Below are 17,857 nucleotides of genomic sequence, written 5' to 3'. Positions count from 1 at the left end.
TTCAACCCGATATGGTTAAAATACGGTTTGCAGCGACATTTGTTGCAAATTTATCGCAATCGCGCTCCCGGATCCGGTGGTGCGGCCAGCATGGATGCCGAGCATCGCATCTCGATTCGCTTGCGCGGTCCGATATCGCGCCTATGTCTTCGCAATCGAAACCTGTCGGAGACGCTAGAATTGGTAGCGAAAAAGAAAGCCGCCAATCGCTACTACAGCGGCCCGCACAGCGATCATTTCGATGGCACCTTGTTCTTCAATCCCCGCGGCAAGCCGCCCGGCCGCTTCACCGACCTTTTGAAATGGCAACTGAGCGGTGGCCGCTCGAAATGGCCGGCGGCCAACCCGAGTCCCTTTCCGCAAGCAAAACCGGCCGAACGCATGGAGGGCTCTGAGCTTCGTGTGACCATGGTTGGCCATTCGACGCTGCTGATCCAGACCGCAGGGCTCAACATCCTGACCGATCCGGTCTGGTCGCCGCGCGCATCGCCGTTTTCCTTTGCCGGGCCGAAACGCGTCAACCCGCCAGGCATCGCCTTTGCCGACCTGCCGCCGATCGATCTCGTTCTGGTCAGCCACAACCACTACGACCATCTCGACCTCGCCACGCTGAAACAGCTGAAGGCCGGCCATGACCCGCTGGTGGTGGCCCCGCTCGGCAATGACGCGATCATCAAAGCCGGCGTTCCCGGCATACGGCTTTCCCCGCAGGACTGGGGCGGCAAGGTCGACATCGGCAAGGGCGCCGTCATCCATGTCGAACCCGTGCATCACTGGTCGGCTCGCGGCGCCGGCGACCGGCGTATGGCGCTGTGGGCGGGTTTTGTCGTCGAGACGCCGGGCGGCAATGTCTATTTCGCCGGCGACACCGGCTTCCATGAGGGCATCAACTACCGGCTGATGGCTGAAAAGCATGGCGGCTTCCGCTTCGCCATCTTGCCGATCGGCGCGTACGAACCGCGCTGGTTCATGGCGCCCCAGCATCAAAACCCGGACGAGGCGGTGCAAGGCATGAGACTTTGCAACGCCGCCCATGCCGCAGGCTGCCACTGGGGCACTTTCCAGCTCACCGACGAACCGATGGACGAGCCGGCCCTGAAACTTGGCGAGGCGCTCGACCATCGAAACATCCCGCGTGACCGGTTTCGCGCCTTGCGGCCTGGCGAGGTCTGGGACGTGCCGGTGACATAACGCTCGCAACCGCCAGATGCCGGTTTACGCCACCACGATTTTCGCCGATGGTCCGCCTCGAAAACCACAAGGGGAATTCGGATGAAGTGGACAATGGCGGTGCTTGTGGCGCTGGCGATTTCGGCGCCGGCGGCTTTCGCGGGCGAAATCAGCGATCAGGCGGCTGAGGCCGAAAAGCTGCTCCAGGCCGGTGACGGCGCTGGTGCATTGGCAAAGTTCAACGGCGCCGAGGAAGCGCTCTGGAAGGCAATGCCGCTTGGCGTGATGAACGTCAGGCAGGTCGATTCGGCCACGGGTTTTGGCATCTACAGCGAGCGCGCCAACCATGTCTACAAACCGGGCGAGCAGGTCGCTCTCTATATGGAGCCGGTCGGCTATGGCTATGGCTCTGACGGCCTCGGCAACAGCTCGATCGCGCTCTCGGTCGACCTCACGGTCCTGTCTGAATCGGGCGAAAACTCGGCACCTTCGAAAAGATCGGCCGCGTCCAGGTCGCCTCACGCTCGCACAACCGCGAACTGTTCTTCAAACTCGACCTTTCCCTTGATGGCTTGCCGGCCGGCAAATACCGCTGCGACTTCGTCATGCATGACGAGAACTCAAGCAAGACGGCGCCTTTCACCACCGACATCGAGATCGCCGGCTAATCGGTCAAAGCCATAGGCCTCGCAGCCAACGGAACCGAGGCGCCACTGGCGTGTTTTCCGGCGACTTCGCCGTGACGAAAGGCGCGTTGCACTGGTAATTCCTGCCCGTTTCCGCCATATAGCGCCAAACAGACATGGATTATCCGGAGCAATGGCAAGCACGGCCCCTTTCGCCAAGATGAATGGCATCGGCAACGAGATCATCGTCGCCGATATGCGTGGCCGTGCCGAAAAGGTGTCGCCAGAGGCCGCGATCGCGCTCAACGCCGATGCCGCGACCAGGTTTGACCAGATCATGGCGATCCATGACGCGAGGACAGTGGGTACGGCTTTCTTCATCGACATCCTGAATTCCGACGGCTCAGGCGCACAGGCCTGCGGCAACGGCATGCGCTGCGTCGTCCAGGCTCTGGCCGCCGAAACAGGCCAGAAGACCTTCACCTTCGAAACCGTGGCCGGCATCCTCAACGCGAGGGAGCATGCCGACGGGTTGATCTCGGTCGACATGGGCCAGCCGCGCTTCGGCTGGCAAGACATCCCGCTGGCCGAAGAGTTTCGCGACACCCGCATGATCGAGCTGCAGATCGGCCCGATCGACGCGCCGGTGCTGCATTCGCCTTCGGTCGTCTCGATGGGCAACCCGCACGCCATCTTCTGGGTCGACCGCGACGTCTGGTCCTATGAACTGGAGCGCTTCGGGCCGCTTCTGGAAAACCACCCGATGTTTCCCGAACGCGCCAACATCACCATCGCTCAGGTGACGTCGCCCGACAGCATGATCATCCGGACCTGGGAGCGCGGCGCCGGCTTGACCAAGGCCTGCGGCTCGGCGGCTTGCGCCTCCGTGGTGGCAGCCGCCCGCACCAGACGCACCGGCCGCAGTGTCAACCTGATGACCCCCGGCGGCGGTTCGCTGCATGTCGAATGGCGCGACGATGATCACGTCATCCTGACCGGCGCCGCCGAGTGGGAGTTTTCCGGCAACTTCGATCCTTCGACAGGCGCCTGGGCCCGCGACACTGAAAGCGCCGCCTGATGACATCTCTCGCCAGAGGTGTCGCAAAGGGCGTTGATGTCGTAACCTTCGGCTGCCGGCTGAACATCTACGAATCCGAAGTGATGCGGCACGAGGCTGAAAGTGCTGGCCTCGGCGAACTGGCTGGCGGCGCCATCATCTTCAACACCTGCGCCGTAACCGGCGAGGCGGTGCGCCAGGCAAAACAGTCGATCCGCAGGGCGCGCCGCGAGAACCCGCAGGCCCGCATCATTGTCACCGGCTGCGCCGCGCAGACCGAACCACAGAATTTCGCCGCTATGGACGAGGTCGATCTTGTGCTTGGCAACGCGGAGAAGCTAAAGGCCAACGCCTATCGCGCGCTGCCTGATTTTGGCGTCAATGACACCGAAAAGGCGCGCGTCAACGACATTTTCTCGGTTCGCGAAACCGCCGCCCATATGGTCGACGCCATTGAGGGGCACGCGCGTGCCTTCGTCCAGGTGCAGAACGGCTGCGACCACCGCTGCACCTTCTGCATCATTCCCTATGGCCGCGGCAATTCTCGCTCGGTGCCGATGGGCGCAGTGGTCGAACAGGTCAAGCGGCTTGCCGGCAATGGCTATGCCGAGATCGTGCTGACCGGTGTCGACATGACGAGTTTCGGCGCCGACCTGCCCGGCGCGCCGAAGCTCGGCAAACTGGTGAAAACCATCCTGAAACAGGTGCCCGACGTGAAGCGGCTGCGGCTGTCCTCGATCGATTCGATCGAAGCCGACGATGATCTGCTCGATGCCATCGCCACCGAACCCCGGCTGATGCCGCATCTGCATTTGTCGCTGCAGTCGGGCGACGACATGATCTTGAAGCGCATGAAGCGCCGGCATTCGCGCGACCAGTCGATCCGCTTCTGCGAGGACGTGCGCAAGCTGCGCCCAAACATCGTCTTTGGCGCCGACATCATCGCGGGCTTTCCAACCGAGACCGACGAGATGTTCGAAAACTCGGAAAAGATCGTCGAGGAGTGCGGCCTGACCCATCTTCACGTCTTTCCGTTCAGTCCGCGCGAGGGCACGCCCGCCGCGCGCATGCCGCAGGTGCGCCGCGAAGTGGTCAAGCAGCGTGCCGCAAGGCTGCGCGCTGCCGGCGAAGCCGCCTATCGCCGCCACCTGGCAACGCTGACCGGAACGCGCCAGTCGATCCTGGTCGAGCGCAACGGTATCGGCCGCACCGAAGGTTTCACGCCGGCTGCGTTTCCCGTGGGCGAGCCCGGCGATATTTTCGAGGCTGAGATATCCGGCCATGATGGTATCCGGCTGATCGCGGCGCCGCTTGCCGCTCACGCCGCCTGAGAAACGCAAAAGCATGGCTGGTTTTTTCAAGAAGATATTTTCGTTCGGCAAGAAAGAGGTTGTCGAAGAGCGGATCGACGAGACCGCTCCGCTGCCGCCGATCAAATGGGAAGCGCTCGACGCGCTGAAGCCGGCCGCCGACCAGGTCGTCCCGGAATTTCTGAAGCGCGATGAGCCTGTTGCGGAAGCGGCGGCGGTGCCTTTGGCCGAGCCGGCGACGCCAGCCGAAGAGCCCGAGCCCGCGCCGGCCATTCCGGCCCAGCCCGAAATCCTGCCGGAACCTATTCCGATCGAAGTGCCGCAACCGCCGGAGCCTGCGCCGGCGATACCGGTTCAAGAGCCGCTGCGCGCGCCCGAAGAAATTCCTGCCCCGCCGGTGGAGCCAATTCCGGTCGCGCCGGCGCCGGAGGTGCCAGACCCAGCACCCGAGATTGTACCTGCCGAGCCAGAAAGGCAGCCGGAGCCCGCGCCCGTCGAGGTGCCTGCTCCACCCGTCGAGATTCAAGCGACAGTCCCTTCCGCAAAACCATCGTCGGAAGCTGGCGCGGCCCCTCATCCGGCTGCCCCCACCTTCTCCCCGTATAGGGACGGGGAGAAGGATGAAGTTCCAACGCCGACGCCCCCCTCGCCCCGTCCTTCACGGGGAGAGGGTAAGGGTGAGGGGCAGCGCCAGCCTGCGGAGATCATCCCCCCGCCGGCCGAAATCGCGCCTCCCATCCGTCAGCCCGCACCGGTTGAGACGCAGCCGATTGTCGCCGAGATAGCACCGGAGCCGCAGGCCGTCCCGCAACCGCGGCCCGAGCCGAAACCCGCTCCCGGCAAGGTGACCGTCGCCAAAAAGGTCGAGCAGAAAGCGGAACCGCAAAAGGCGCCGGAACCGGTGGCGAGGCGCTCATGGTTCCAGCGCATGAAGGACGGGCTTGCCCGCTCTTCCCGCGAACTGACCGGCAACATCGCCGGCGTTTTCACCAAGCGCAAACTCGACGACGAAACCTTGCAGGACCTCGAGGACGTGCTGATCCGTGCCGATCTCGGCATGGAGACGGCACTGCGCGTCACCGACGCGCTGGCCGCGAGCCGCTACGGCAAGGATGTCTCCGACACCGAAGTGCGCGCCATCATGGCGGCCGAGGTGGAGAAGGTGCTGACCCATGTCGCCAGGCCGCTTGAGCTTGATCTCTCGCACAAGCCGCATGTCATTCTGGTGGTGGGCGTCAACGGCACCGGCAAGACCACGACCATTGGCAAGCTGGCGGCAAAGCTGACCGATGGCGGCCTGTCGGTCATGCTTGCCGCCGGCGATACGTTCCGTGCCGCGGCGATCGAGCAGTTGAAGATCTGGGGCGAGCGGACCAAATCGCCTGTCATCGCCTCGAAACTCGGCGCCGATGCCGCCGGGCTCGCTTACGATGCCTTCGAAAAGGCTAGGGAAGCCGGCTCCGACGTGCTGATCATCGACACCGCGGGCCGTCTGCAGAACAAGACGGAGCTGATGGCGGAACTCGAAAAGATCGTGCGCGTGCTTGGCAAGCTCGATCCCGAAGCGCCGCACACGGTGCTGCAGACGGTCGATGCCACCACCGGCCAGAACGCGCTCAACCAGGTCGAGATCTTCCGCAATATCGCCGGCGTCAACGGCCTGGTGATGACCAAGCTGGACGGAACGGCGCGCGGCGGTATTCTGGTGGCAATCGCGGCAAAGCATAAATTGCCGGTCTATTTCATCGGCGTCGGCGAACAGGTCGACGACCTCGAACCTTTCTCGGCAAGCGAATTCGCCAGGGCGATCGCTGGAGTGGCCTAACAAGCATATTCCCGGGAAGCTGAGGAGCTTTCCGGATCAGATTGTGCGCAAGAAAGAGATTTTATGAACCCACCTATCCTCGAGCGCGATCCCTCCGATCCGCAAAAAGAGAAGAAGGAAGGCGTCAATCCGGTGCTCAAGCTGGTGCTTGAGCTTGGCCCCCTGATGGTCTTTTTCTTCGCCAATGCGCGCGGCGAATGGCTGGTGCAGAAATTCCCTGTCCTGGCCGAGTTCGGTGGGCCGATCTTTGTCGCCACCGGCCTGTTCATGGCCGCGACCGTCATCGCGCTGGCTGCCTCCTGGCTGCTGGTCCGCACCTTGCCGATCATGCCGATGGTGTCGGGCGTCGTCGTCCTCATCTTCGGCGCGCTGACGCTCTATCTGCAGGACGACATTTTCATCAAGATGAAGCCGACCATCGTCAACACGCTGTTCGGCGGCGCGCTGCTCGGCGGCCTTTACTTCGGCAAGTCGCTGCTCGGCTATGTCTTCGATTCGGCCTTCAGCCTCGATGCCGAAGGCTGGCGCAAACTGACCTTCCGCTGGGGGCTGTTTTTTCTCTTCCTGGCCATCGTCAATGAAGTTGTGTGGCGCAATTTTTCCACCGATGCCTGGGTTACGTTCAAGGTCTGGGGGATCATGCCGATCACGCTTCTGTTCACCTTCAGCCAGATGCCGCTGATCCTGCGCCATTCGCTTGATGACAGGACCGGAGAGAAGGCCGGTAAATAGGGAGACCGCGATGGAATTCGTCTCGACGCGCGATGAGCTGAGGACGATCTACAAGACGCCTCGGCCGACCGACGGCTCGATCCGCAAGGAACTCAAGGCGCTGGACAGCCATAGCCGTTCCTTCATCGGCAAGAGCCCGTTCGTGCTGATCGGCTCATCCGATGGATCAGGCAATTCCGACGTGACGCCAAGAGGCGATCGGCCGGGCTTCGCCGCCATTCTTGACGACAGCACCATCGCCATTCCCGACAGGCCCGGCAACAACCGGCTCGATACGCTTGAGAATATCCTGCTCAACCCGTCGGTCGGGCTGCTGTTTCTCATTCCCGGCATGAACGAGACGCTACGCGTCAACGGCGATGCCCGCATCACCATCGACGCAACCTTGCGCGAGCGCCTCGCTGTCGACGGCCGGGAGCCGCAAAGCGTCATCGTGGTCGCGGTCAAGGCTGCCTACATGCATTGCGCCAAGGCGTTCATGCGCTCCGACCTATGGAAGCCCGACACCTGGTATGACCGCGCGACGCTGCCGACACTCGGCCAGATCCTGCGCGACCAGCTGGCACTGGCCGATTCCGTCGAGGCGACCGACCGCTGGCTGGACGACAGCTACAAGCAGACGATGTGGTAGGCTTTCTCCCAACGATTCGTCCGGACTGACCTGCCTTGCTCAACCTCCTTGCCATATCGGGCAGCCTGCGGGCTGCCTCGACCAATTCGGCGCTGGTCACGGCTCTGGCGCTCAACGCGCCGGCTGGCTGTGGCGTCACCGTCTATGACGGGCTCGGCCGCCTGCCGATCTTCAACCCCGACGACGAAGGCGAGCGCACGCCCCGCGAAGCTTCCGCGCTGATCGAGGCCGTCACCAGCGCCGACGGCATCATCGTCTCCTGTCCGGAATATGCGCATGGCGTGCCGGGCGGGCTGAAGAACGCCCTCGACTGGCTGGTGTCGCGCGACGCCGCCGTCGACAAGCCGGCGATGCTGGTGCACGCCTCGCCACGATCGATGTTTGCCCGAGCCGCTCTGGCCGAGATCATGCGGACCATGTCGTTTGCGCTGTATGAAGAGACTGCGCTCGAGATCGCCCTGATCGGCAAGAAGCCACCGGAATTCGACAAGATCCTGGCGGAGCCGGCAAGCCGGCAGGCGATGCGTGACGCGCTTGCGGCTTTTGCGCACTTCATCGCCAGTCGCTGAGCAACGGTCAACCACGCCTTCGTCATCCTAGGGCGAAGCAAGGAGCGAAGCGACGCGGCGCAGACCCTAGGATCCATTCCGTGACATACGCCAAGAGAACAGCGCTCCAGAAGGGGTGCCCTACACTGCGATCCCGGGAGCGAATTCTGCACCGGGGTGACACTTGCACGTCACGGCCGCGCCGCTCGCCTCCAGCGGAGCTAACCCTTCCGCAATGTCTCGACATCCGTCTTGCCGACATACCAGTCGCGCGCGTTGACCTCCTCGAAGACCACCCAGACATCGTCGTTGCCGAGCCCGGTGGCATCCATGATGGCTGCCGTGACTTTCCTGGCGATGTCGGCCTTCTTGCCCGCCGGATCGGCGGCGATCACTTCCTTGACGATGCGAATGTTGACGAACGGCATGGCTGCCTCCCTGGTTGCCCTGTTGTCTGACTGCTCGGCGCTCGCTCAATACGTCCTGGCGCCGTTGACCATCAGCCGCACCATGTAGAGCGAGGTGGTGCCGGCGATGTAGAGGCAGTTCAGCTTGTTGCCGCCGAACACGCAATTGGCGGTGACTTCCGGCACCTTGACCTTGCCGATCAATGTGCCGTCCGGGTCGTAGCAATGGATGCCGTCGGCGGCGCTCGACCAGATCCGACCGTCCTCGTCGAGCCGGAAGCCGTCGAACAGGCCGGCGGTGCAATCGGCGAAGACCTTTTCGCCGGAGACTTTCTTGCCGCCCTTGCCGACATTGAACACCCGCATATGCGCCGGGTTCTGCGCACCGTGCGTGCGGCCTGTGTCGACGACATAGAGCTTGCTCTCGTCCGGCGAGAAGGCGAGCCCGTTGGGCCTGACCATGTCGGTGATGACAGCCTCGACGTCGCCAGTGCCGGGATCGACCCGGTAGACATGGCAGGCGCCAATCTCGCTCTCGGCCTTGTCGCCCTCATAGTCGGTGTCGATGCCGTAGCTCGGATCGGTGAACCAGATCGAGCCGTCGGATTTCACCACGGCGTCGTTGGGCGAATTCAGCCGCTTGCCGCGCCATTTGTCGGCGATGGTGGTGATGGATCCGTCAAACTCGGTGCGGCTGACACGGCGGCCTGAATGCTCGCACGTCACCAGCCGGCCCTGCCGGTCGACGGTGTTGCCGTTGGAATTGCCGGACGGCTGGCGGAACACGCTGACGCTGCCGTCGGTCTCGTCGTAGCGCATCATGCGGTTGTTCGGGATGTCGGACCAGACGACATAGCGGCCAGCCGCGAACCAGGCCGGCCCTTCCGCCCAGCGGCATCCGGTGAACAGCTTGTCCACCTGCGCGCTGCCATTGAACAGACGCGCGAAGCGCGGATCGAGAACTTCATAATAGTCTGCGGCCGCCATGCATTTCCTCCCGGCATCAGGTAACGCCGGATCAAGCCAGCCCGCGATCGATCTGGCAAGACGGGACCTTCGCAATTTGTAAGACAAAACAGACAGGAGGGGAAAACCAGCCGGTTCAGGTCCACCACGACGTGCCTTAGGACGCCATTAACCGGCTATGCGCTCAGCGCAATGGTGCATTGCAACATCTTCTTTTTGCAACGCAGCATTCCTATGTCATGTTCCGTATTGATCAAGGGAGGAAGAACCGGCCGCGAGAATGCGGCACAGAAGGAACCCTTGCTATGATCTTCGACAGTCTCGTCACCCGCGCTCGCCAGAGCATCGCCAAGCGCAAGCATTACAACCGCCTCGTCGCCGAAATCGACAGCTTCTCCAGCCGCGATCTGGCCGACATGCGGGCCGACCGCTCGGAAATGCTGTACCAGGTCCACAAGCAGATCTACGGCTGATCTTATACCCATCGACGCGCCACCCACGGCGCGTTGAGATTCAGGTCAGGCCGCGCCGAGAATGGTGGTTTCTGAGAACCGGAGCGGAGCTTACTTAAGTACGTGAGCCCCGGAAGCGCAGGAAGCCACCGTTTGCAGGCCGGCATCACCTGAATATCAATGTGCCGCAAGTGCCTTGTCGATTTGCGGCAGCAGCAGCTCCTTGGCTGACTCAGGCGTCAGCGGGCCGACATGCTTGTAGGCGATCTTGCCGTCCTTGCCGATGACGAAGGTCTCCGGCACCCCATAAACACCCCAATCAATCGCGGTGCGGCCCGCCTCGTCGACACCGATCGCCTGGAACGGATTGCCGAGATCGCCAAGGAAGCGGCGGGCATTTTCCGGCCGGTCCTTGTAGTTCAGCGCCGCCATGGTGAAGCGCTTGTCCTGAGACAATGCCAGAAGCACCGGATGCTCTTCCCGGCACGGCGCGCACCATGACGCAAAGACATTGACCAGCGTCACCTTGCCGGCAAACTGCTTCGAGTCCAGCCCGGGCAGGTTGATGCCTTCGAGTGCTGGCAGATTTGTTGTTGGCGCCGGCAAGCCGATCAGCGCCGATGGCACTTCCGAAATGTCACGCCCGGACAAAAGCTGCGACAGGAACAGTCCTGCCAGCCCAAGAAAGATCAGCAGCGGCAAAAGCACGATCAGACGCCGGCGGGCAGGCGCTGGTGTTTCCGTTTCCGTACTCATGATTTCCCTGCCTTGTCGGAGCGCCTGCGCACGCCGGCGGCCTCCAGCTCGGCGAGTTCGCGCTTTCGGGCCCGCTGGTCGATGAGAATCCAGCCGACCAGACCGGCCAGGCCGACAGCGGTGACGGCATAGGCAGCGGTCACGTAAAGCGCGTGCACGCTCATGCCGGCCGCCCCACCCGCGCACAACCACTCAACGGGAAAATGCCGTTACCTTCGATCATGCCTTCCCTTAGCCTCACCTCGCTGGCCGCGCAATAATTCACCGGACACCTCAATCCGTGCCGTGGCGCAACGCAAGTGCGGCGGCCACAGGTCCGAGCACCAGAAGAAACAGCGTCAGCGCGGCGAGAATGAGGAAGGGCTGCAGGAAGGGATCGGGGTCCGCCGTCGCACCATAGCTGGCTGAAACCCCGAAGATCAGCACCGGAATGGTCAGCGGCAGCACCAGAACCGAAATCAGCAGCCCGCCGCGCGGCAGCGCCACCGCCACCGCCGCACCCACGGCACCGATAAAGGTGATCGCAGGCGTGCCGACCAGCAGGGTCAGCGCGGTGGCGCCGATGCCGGCCGGCTCCATGTTCATGAACAGGCCGAGCAGGGGAGCCGCGATCACCAGCGGCAACACGCTGCCTGCCCAATGCGCCAGGCACTTCACCAGAACCGTCAGCGCCAGCATGTGACGGTCGTTGCCGAGCACCAGCAGATCGAGCGAACCGTCCTCGCGATCGGCCTGGAACAAGCGGTCGAGGCCGAGCAGGCAGGCGAGCAGCGCGCCGATCCACAGGATCGCTGGGCCGATGCGGGCCAGCAGCTTCAAATCCGGACCAACGCCGAACGGGATTGTGACGATGACGGCGAGAAAGAAGATCACCCCGGTCAGTGCGCCACCGCCGGCACGGATGTTGAGGCGAATGTCGCGCAGGAAGAGGGACCACATTACGATGCGGTCCCGTGTTGAGGTGGGAGTTCCTTCACGTGGAGCACCGACATCAGTCGACCTCCCCCATCCGCAATTCCTTCACGCCCTCCAGCCCCAGCGGCAGATGCGTTGCCGCGACAATCATCCCGCCTTCCGCACAATATCTGGTCATCAGCCCGGCAAACCGCTGTTCGGACGCCTTGTCCAATCCCGCCGTCGGCTCGTCGAGCAACCATAGCGGCCGATGGCTGACCAGCAATTTCGCGATCGCCGCGCGCCGCCGTTGCCCCGTCGACAAATATCCGAAGGGCAGATGGCCGAGGCCGCCCAGACCGACTTGCTCCAGCGCCTCTTCGACATCGAGCTGGCCCGCGCCATGAAAATCGCGCCAGAAACGCAGATTCTCCGCCACGCTGAGCGCTGTCTTCATCGCGTTCTGATGGCCGAGATAATGGCAGGCTGAGGCGATCGACGGGAACGCCTCGCCGCCACCCTCGAGTCGCACCTTGCCCTGCGCCACCGGCAGCAGCCCGGCAATGACCCTGAGCAGCGTCGATTTGCCCGAGCCGTTCGGCCCGGTGACGACAAGCGCCTGGCCGTCCTCCAGGGCAAAGCCGATGCCGGAAAACACCGTCTCGCCGCCGCGTTCACCGCCCAGATTTTCGGCGATAAGCCGCATCCCTTGCCTGCCCTGAAACGATTGTTCGGCGATGGTTGCCGCATCGCACAAATTTGCTCTGCAACTGTCTAGAACTATTCCAGAAAATTCTCTATATGCGGGGCATCCGTGCCAGCGGTCGGCGCGGGATCAGAATTAGCGCCGAACCAGCGCACGCGCCGCCTTGAACGGCTCGGGTTGCTTGGGAGCGGACAGCGGAAATGGCCGTACCCGCACCTTTGCGCGTGATTGCATGCCATCGGAGTCCGTTCCCTTTCAGGCTGAACAGACAAGGACGGATCGCACGTGTCAAAATCCCTCGACAGTTTCAATTGCCGCCGAACGCTCACATCGGGCGGCGCTGACTATGTCTATTTCGACCTCATCGAGGCCGAGAAGAACGGCCTCACCGGTATCGCCCAGCTGCCCTATTCGATGAAGGTGCTGCTGGAGAACCTTTTGCGCAACGAGGACGGCCGCTCCGTCACCAAGGAATCGATCCAGGCGGTCGCCGGCTGGCTGACCGACAAGGGCACCGCCGGCGTCGAAATCGCCTATCGCCCGGCCCGCGTGCTGATGCAGGATTTCACCGGCGTTCCCGCCGTGGTCGACCTTGCCGCGATGCGCGACGCCATGGCCTCGCTCGGTGGCGACCCGCAGAAGATCAACCCGCTGGTGCCGGTCGACCTCGTCATCGACCATTCCGTCATCGTCGATGAATTCGGCACGCCGATGGCCTTCGCCCGCAATGTCGAGCTCGAATACGAGCGCAACGAAGAGCGCTACAAGTTCCTGAAATGGGGCCAGCAGGCGTTCCGCAACTTCCGCGTCGTGCCCCCCGGCACCGGCATCTGCCACCAGGTCAATCTCGAATATCTCGGCCAGGTCGTATGGACCAACGCGGAAGACGGCGAAACCACCGCCTATCCCGACACCTGCGTCGGCACCGATTCCCACACCACCATGATCAACGGCCTTGGCGTGCTCGGCTGGGGCGTCGGCGGCATCGAGGCCGAGGCCGCCATGCTTGGCCAGCCCGTCTCCATGCTGTTGCCCGAGGTCATCGGCTTCCGCCTCACCGGCAAGTTGAAGGAAGGCGTCACCGCCACCGACCTCGTGCTCACCGTCACCCAGATGCTGCGCAAGAAGGGCGTCGTCGGCAAGTTCGTCGAGTTCTTCGGCCCCGGCCTGTCCAACATGACACTGGCCGACCGCGCCACCATCGGCAACATGGCGCCGGAATATGGCGCGACCTGCGGCTTCTTCCCGGTCGACGTGGAAACCATCCGCTACCTCACCATGTCGGGCCGTAGCGAGGACCGCATCGCGCTCGTCGAAGCCTATTCCAAGGCGCAAGGCATGTGGCGCGACACCGGCTCGGCCGACCCTGTCTTCACCGACCTGCTCGAGCTGGAGCTGGACAGCGTCGTGCCGTCGATGGCCGGCCCCAAGCGCCCGGAAGGCCGCGTCGCACTGGAAGGCATTCCGGCCGGCTTCGCCAAGGCGATGGAAACCGAATACAAGAAGGCCGCCGAGATTTCGAAGCGCTATGCCGTCGAAGGTACCTCGCATGATCTCGGTCACGGCGACGTCGTCATTGCCGCCATCACGTCCTGTACCAACACCTCGAACCCGAGCGTGCTGATCGGTGCCGGACTTCTGGCGCGCAACGCCAACCGGCTCGGTTTGAAGCAGAAGCCATGGGTCAAGACCTCGCTCGCCCCCGGCAGCCAGGTGGTGGCCGAGTATCTCGAGAAGTCCGGCCTGCAGAAGGAACTCGACCAGATCGGTTTCAACCTGGTTGGCTTCGGCTGCACCACCTGCATCGGCAATTCCGGCCCGCTGCCGGCGCCGATCTCCAAGACCATCAACGACAAAGGCTTGATCGCTGCCGCGGTCTTGTCCGGCAATCGCAATTTCGAAGGCCGCGTCTCGCCGGACGTGCAGGCAAACTATCTGGCATCGCCGCCGCTCGTCGTTGCCCACGCCCTGGCCGGCACTGTGACCAGGGACCTGACGACCGAACCGCTCGGCGATGACCGCAACGGCAACCCGGTCTATCTCCGGGATATATGGCCGAGCTCGGCCGAGATCCAGGAATTCATCGAGAAGAACGTCACCCGCGAGCTGTTTGCCCGCAAATATGCCGACGTCTTCAAGGGTGACGAATACTGGCAAAACGTCAAGGCGCCGGAAGGCCAGACCTATGCCTGGGACAACAACTCGACCTACGTGCAGAACCCGCCCTACTTCGCCGGCATGACCACCGGTTTCGGCAAGATCGGCGACATCAAGGGTGCCCGCGTGCTCGGCCTGTTCGGCGACAAGATCACCACTGACCACATCTCGCCGGCGGGTTCGATCAAGGCGGCGTCACCAGCCGGCAAATACCTCACCGACCACGGCGTCGGCGTTGCCGACTTCAACCAGTACGGCACACGGCGCGGCAATCATGAAGTGATGATGCGCGGCACCTTCGCCAACATCCGCATCCGCAACCACATGCTGGGCGAGAATGGCCGCGAGGGCGGCTACACCATCCACTACCCCTCGAAGGAAGAGGAATCGATCTACGACGCGGCGATGGAGTACAAGAAGGAAGGCGTGCCGCTGGTGGTCTTCGCCGGCGTCGAATACGGCAACGGCTCGTCGCGCGACTGGGCGGCCAAGGGCACCAACCTGCTCGGCGTCCGCGCCGTCATCGCCCAGTCCTTCGAGCGCATCCACCGATCGAACCTGGTCGGCATGGGCGTCATCCCCTTCGTCTTCGAGGAAGGAACCTCATGGGCGTCGCTCAACCTCAAGGGCGATGAAATCGTCGAGATCGATGGCCTCAGCGCCATCAAGCCGCGTCAGACGATGATCGCCAAGGTCACCTATGGCGACGGCACAGTGAAAAACGTTCCGATCATCTGCCGCATCGATACGCTGGACGAGCTCGACTACTTCAAGAACGGCGGCATCTTGCAATACGTGCTGCGCGACCTCGCGGCATAGCGTAAAAATATGATTTCTTTAAACGTCGGCCCCTCGGGCCGACGTTTTTTATTGCTTACTATATAATTCTGGAGTTGTATTCTCTTCGGGAGAGGGGAAATACAATGAAAAAATATTTGCGCGTTTTCGCGAGCGGCGTTCTTTTGTCTGGATGCGCGAGCGGGTCTTTTATTCCTACTGCCGCCGACAGCGCTGTCGACTACGGGCTATTGGTACGAGGATTACGGTGCGAAGTTGAAGATGTGATGGCCTTTGATCGCGTCTCGAAAGAGTCCCCCGGATATTTCTACCAGGCAGATAAAAAGCGGTATGCCTCAATTGCAATACAAATTGACGGGCACCTAGATCGAAGTGTTGGCGTGCTGGCTTCTATCGGTGGCTACAATATAGGCGGACGCAGTGTTCTCTCTGCTTCCACAGGACTCTCGGGTTCCACAAATGATGTTGGAACGGTCATCATGGGTGATAGCGTTTTGCCCAGCGAGCGTGACTGCAAGGACGGCGACAGAACCAAATACGATCTGAAGCGGCTTGGTCTGCTGGAATGGTACAAGCACATCGCCGCGAATGTCCACCCGAGGCACTCAGGCGACTATCTGGACGAAATGAAATTCGTTCGCACTGGCACGGCCATCTTTGGTCCGAACGGTGCATCCGTAGCGTTTTTTAGCCCCGGCACGGTTACACCCAGTGCGGCATTCCAGATCGCGCGTGTGGTTCAAATACAAATTGAATTTGCGGATGTGCCCAAGAAGCCAACGATTGCCCTAGACTCCGACAGCCTCAACGCGCTCGCTGAGATTATCAAGTCCGGTGGCAAAAATGGTGGCGGGAAGAAGCACTCTGCCGGGCGCAACCTCCCGGGTCCCGCAGAAGTGCTGAGAGATGGGCAAATTGAAAGACTGGACAAAAACTTGAACAATCTCGACAAATTAATCCAGCTCAACAACCTTTGAGGCAAGGTGCCCCTCGGTCTCGGACCGAGGGTGTCCGCAGCAAGCCCGGGTCCATTCCGGCTCTATCTGTATTCATCTCGCGGCGCGCCAAAACGCGCCGTCGCCGCGAGCAGCACGCCGGGCATCAGGCCGTTGAAGATATGCCACAGGAAATGCGTGCCGAGCGGGAAGCTTGCGCACACCATCGGGTCGACCATCCTGCAGACGACAGACACGACGAAGATCGCCGAACCCGCCAGGTTGTACCAGCCGGCGCGATTGCCGCTGGCCGTCACCCAGACACCGAAGAAGGCGAGCGCCAGGAACGGCGGCAGATAACCTGTCGTGCCGTTCGAGGCCTGGCGCAGCCAGTCCGGCACGGCGTAGGTGAGCAGGCCCGCGATCGCATAGAAGACAACGAAGATGGCAATCGCCTTGCCCCAATTCATGCCGAGGAACCGCCGCAGGTTGAACAGCGTGTAGGCAAGCGTGAAGCCGGCGATCGGCAGGATATCGGCCCAGATCGTGCCTTTGCTCGCAAATGTATGAAATATCGTCGAGCCGATGCCGATCGCCACCACCCACCAGGCAAGAACCTCGGCGAAGGTGCCTGTACCAAGCCGCCGCACCTCGCGCACGCCCCACAGGCCGGCGGCGATGAAGGCAAGATTGGTCAGCGCATTGACCGGCTCGGACCAGAATTCCGGACCGGTCCGCTCGCAGTAAAGATCAACGGGAGTGAGGAAGGCCTGCCACATCGCGATGTCGCCCGAATCGGTTTCTACCAGGGAACCCTCTGAATCTCCTATTGCGGCCTCATGGTTGGTTGCAACGGCAAAATTTCACCTCAACGTGACTTCCCGTTGACTGCGGCTTCTGCCACATATTTGAGCAATCAGAATAAAGCCGGCACCACCGGCGGGAATTGGAATGATCATGGCCTCGCGAAAATCATTGTGGCCGGCCGCCCTTGCGCTGGCCTTCACGGCGTTTGCCGGCGCGAGCCATGCGGGCGAATCCGACCGGGCCCAGGCCAGCAAACCCGTGGCTGACAAGCCCTTGGGCGTGGTCGAACTGTTCACCAGCCAGGGCTGCAACTCCTGTCCGCCGGCTGACGCGTTCTTCGCCGAGCTTGCCACCAAGGAAGATCTTGTCGCGCTCGCCTATCATGTCGATTACTGGGATTATCTCGGTTGGCAGGACACGCTGAGCCGCAAGGAGAACACCGAGCGGCAATATGACTATATGCGCGCTTTCGGCAGCCGCTCGGTCTACACGCCGCAAGCGGTCATCAATGGCCGCATGCACGTCAACGGCGCCAGCCGTAGTGAGGTCGATGGCGCGCTCGCTCGCATGGCGAAAGCCGGCGAAGGCATGCGGGTCTCGATCAAGGTCAGCCGAACCGCCGATCGTGTGACGATCGATGCCGGCGATGCCGGGACCGGGCCAAGCGATGCCCATGTCGTCATTGTGTATTTCGACCCGCCGCAAGAGATCAAGATCGCCAAGGGCGAGAATGTCGGCCGCGAGATGACCTATTGGAATGCCGTCACCGGCATCCAGACCGCCGGCATGTGGCACGGCAAGGCACAGCGATACGAATTGCCGATGAGCGAGATTTCCAAGAAGGGCGGCTGCGCGGTGCTGCTGCAATCCGTTGGCAAGGACGGCCTGCCCGGGCCCATTCTCGGCGCCGCCTTCATTCACAAACCCTGACACATATCGCCCAAAAAGGCGCGGCATTCTGGAACGGCGGCGCGCGAAAAGCAAAACCCTGGCGCAGGTCGCGCAGAAGCATGCGCAGGGTCTCGGTTCAAAGGGCGCAAGTTGTTGTGCAGCCGATTTGCGTGACGCAATGACTTATCG

19 protein-coding genes are annotated in these 17,857 nt (G+C 62.4%); 12 read left to right on the top strand and 7 right to left on the bottom strand.

Going from position 1 to position 17,857, the window contains the following annotated elements; genetic code table 11:
* Positions 1-180 precede the first annotated feature (180 nt).
* From GA829_RS05505 to GA829_RS05470, 8 genes are all read left to right on the top strand, one after another.
* Entirely contained in the window at positions 181-1,191 is a 1,011-nt protein-coding gene (locus GA829_RS05505) for an MBL fold metallo-hydrolase (RefSeq protein ID WP_258052159.1), read from the top strand.
* A gap of 81 nt (positions 1,192-1,272) precedes the next feature.
* Positions 1,273-1,854: a hypothetical protein gene (locus tag GA829_RS05500; protein WP_258052158.1), complete on the top strand. Its 582-nt coding sequence runs from the start codon at positions 1,273-1,275 to the stop codon at positions 1,852-1,854.
* Between the two features lie 135 nt (positions 1,855-1,989).
* On the top strand, positions 1,990-2,874 hold the full coding sequence (dapF, locus tag GA829_RS05495; protein ID WP_195177541.1) for a diaminopimelate epimerase: 885 nt from the start codon (positions 1,990-1,992) through the stop codon (positions 2,872-2,874).
* A complete protein-coding gene (gene mtaB / locus GA829_RS05490; RefSeq protein WP_195177540.1) occupies positions 2,874-4,184 on the top strand; it encodes a tRNA (N(6)-L-threonylcarbamoyladenosine(37)-C(2))-methylthiotransferase MtaB in 1,311 nt (436 codons plus the stop codon). The genes dapF and mtaB overlap by 1 nt, the downstream gene beginning before the upstream one ends.
* A gap of 13 nt (positions 4,185-4,197) precedes the next feature.
* Entirely contained in the window at positions 4,198-5,988 is a 1,791-nt protein-coding gene (gene ftsY / locus GA829_RS05485) for a signal recognition particle-docking protein FtsY (RefSeq protein ID WP_195177539.1), read from the top strand.
* 63 nt (positions 5,989-6,051) lie between these two features.
* Positions 6,052-6,720: a septation protein A gene (locus GA829_RS05480; RefSeq protein WP_195177538.1), complete on the top strand. Its 669-nt coding sequence runs from the start codon at positions 6,052-6,054 to the stop codon at positions 6,718-6,720.
* A gap of 10 nt (positions 6,721-6,730) precedes the next feature.
* Complete coding sequence (locus tag GA829_RS05475) at positions 6,731-7,351, top strand: pyridoxamine 5'-phosphate oxidase family protein (protein WP_195177537.1); 621 nt, start codon at positions 6,731-6,733, stop codon at positions 7,349-7,351.
* A gap of 35 nt (positions 7,352-7,386) precedes the next feature.
* Complete coding sequence (locus GA829_RS05470) at positions 7,387-7,920, top strand: NADPH-dependent FMN reductase (protein WP_195177536.1); 534 nt, start codon at positions 7,387-7,389, stop codon at positions 7,918-7,920.
* 200 nt (positions 7,921-8,120) lie between these two features.
* Here the strand turns inward: GA829_RS05470 and GA829_RS05465 are convergent, their stop codons facing one another.
* Both GA829_RS05465 and GA829_RS05460 read right to left on the bottom strand, forming a co-directional pair.
* Positions 8,121-8,327 carry a tautomerase family protein gene (locus GA829_RS05465; RefSeq protein WP_127280266.1) on the bottom strand — a complete coding sequence of 69 codons (207 nt, stop codon included), beginning with the start codon at positions 8,325-8,327 and terminating at the stop codon, positions 8,121-8,123.
* A 45-nt stretch (positions 8,328-8,372) separates the two neighbouring features.
* Entirely contained in the window at positions 8,373-9,293 is a 921-nt protein-coding gene (locus GA829_RS05460) for an SMP-30/gluconolactonase/LRE family protein (RefSeq protein WP_195177535.1), read from the bottom strand.
* A 284-nt stretch (positions 9,294-9,577) separates the two neighbouring features.
* Between GA829_RS05460 and GA829_RS05455 the strand changes: the two genes are divergently transcribed.
* The gene (locus tag GA829_RS05455) at positions 9,578-9,745 is read left to right on the top strand and encodes a hypothetical protein (protein ID WP_195177534.1); all 168 of its coding nucleotides are present in this window, start codon (positions 9,578-9,580) and stop codon (positions 9,743-9,745) included.
* Between the two features lie 156 nt (positions 9,746-9,901).
* On the opposite strand, the gene GA829_RS05450 is transcribed toward GA829_RS05455, so the two are convergent.
* The 4 genes from GA829_RS05450 to ccmA form a co-directional block, all read right to left on the bottom strand.
* Positions 9,902-10,480: a DsbE family thiol:disulfide interchange protein gene (locus GA829_RS05450; protein WP_195177533.1), complete on the bottom strand. Its 579-nt coding sequence runs from the start codon at positions 10,478-10,480 to the stop codon at positions 9,902-9,904.
* On the bottom strand, positions 10,477-10,644 hold the full coding sequence (gene ccmD, locus GA829_RS05445; RefSeq protein ID WP_195177532.1) for a heme exporter protein CcmD: 168 nt from the start codon (positions 10,642-10,644) through the stop codon (positions 10,477-10,479). Before ccmD ends, GA829_RS05450 begins: the two co-directional genes overlap by 4 nt.
* 109 nt (positions 10,645-10,753) lie before the next feature.
* Positions 10,754-11,419 (bottom strand): heme exporter protein CcmB, encoded by a 666-nt coding sequence (gene ccmB / locus GA829_RS05440; RefSeq protein ID WP_195177531.1) that lies wholly within the window; start codon positions 11,417-11,419, stop codon positions 10,754-10,756.
* Between the two features lie 52 nt (positions 11,420-11,471).
* On the bottom strand, positions 11,472-12,080 hold the full coding sequence (gene ccmA / locus GA829_RS05435) for a heme ABC exporter ATP-binding protein CcmA (protein ID WP_195177530.1): 609 nt from the start codon (positions 12,078-12,080) through the stop codon (positions 11,472-11,474).
* Positions 12,081-12,365: 285 nt separating this feature from the next.
* Here ccmA and acnA point away from each other — a divergent pair, with 285 nt between their 5' ends.
* The gene (acnA, locus tag GA829_RS05430; RefSeq protein WP_195177529.1) at positions 12,366-15,056 is read left to right on the top strand and encodes an aconitate hydratase AcnA; all 2,691 of its coding nucleotides are present in this window, start codon (positions 12,366-12,368) and stop codon (positions 15,054-15,056) included.
* A 104-nt stretch (positions 15,057-15,160) separates the two neighbouring features.
* Complete coding sequence (locus GA829_RS05425; RefSeq protein WP_195177528.1) at positions 15,161-16,012, top strand: hypothetical protein; 852 nt, start codon at positions 15,161-15,163, stop codon at positions 16,010-16,012.
* Between the two features lie 62 nt (positions 16,013-16,074).
* Here the strand turns inward: GA829_RS05425 and GA829_RS05420 are convergent, their stop codons facing one another.
* Entirely contained in the window at positions 16,075-16,749 is a 675-nt protein-coding gene (locus GA829_RS05420; protein ID WP_195177527.1) for a ceramidase domain-containing protein, read from the bottom strand.
* 172 nt (positions 16,750-16,921) lie between these two features.
* Here GA829_RS05420 and GA829_RS05415 point away from each other — a divergent pair, with 172 nt between their 5' ends.
* Positions 16,922-17,707, top strand: a complete 786-nt coding sequence (locus GA829_RS05415) for a DUF1223 domain-containing protein (RefSeq protein WP_195177526.1) — start codon at positions 16,922-16,924, stop codon at positions 17,705-17,707.
* Positions 17,708-17,857: the final 150 nt, after the last annotated feature.

The sequence above is a fragment of the Mesorhizobium sp. INR15 genome (assembly GCF_015500075.1).
Lineage (GTDB): Bacteria > Pseudomonadota > Alphaproteobacteria > Rhizobiales > Rhizobiaceae > Mesorhizobium.
This window is presented reverse-complemented; position numbering and strand designations above follow the sequence as displayed.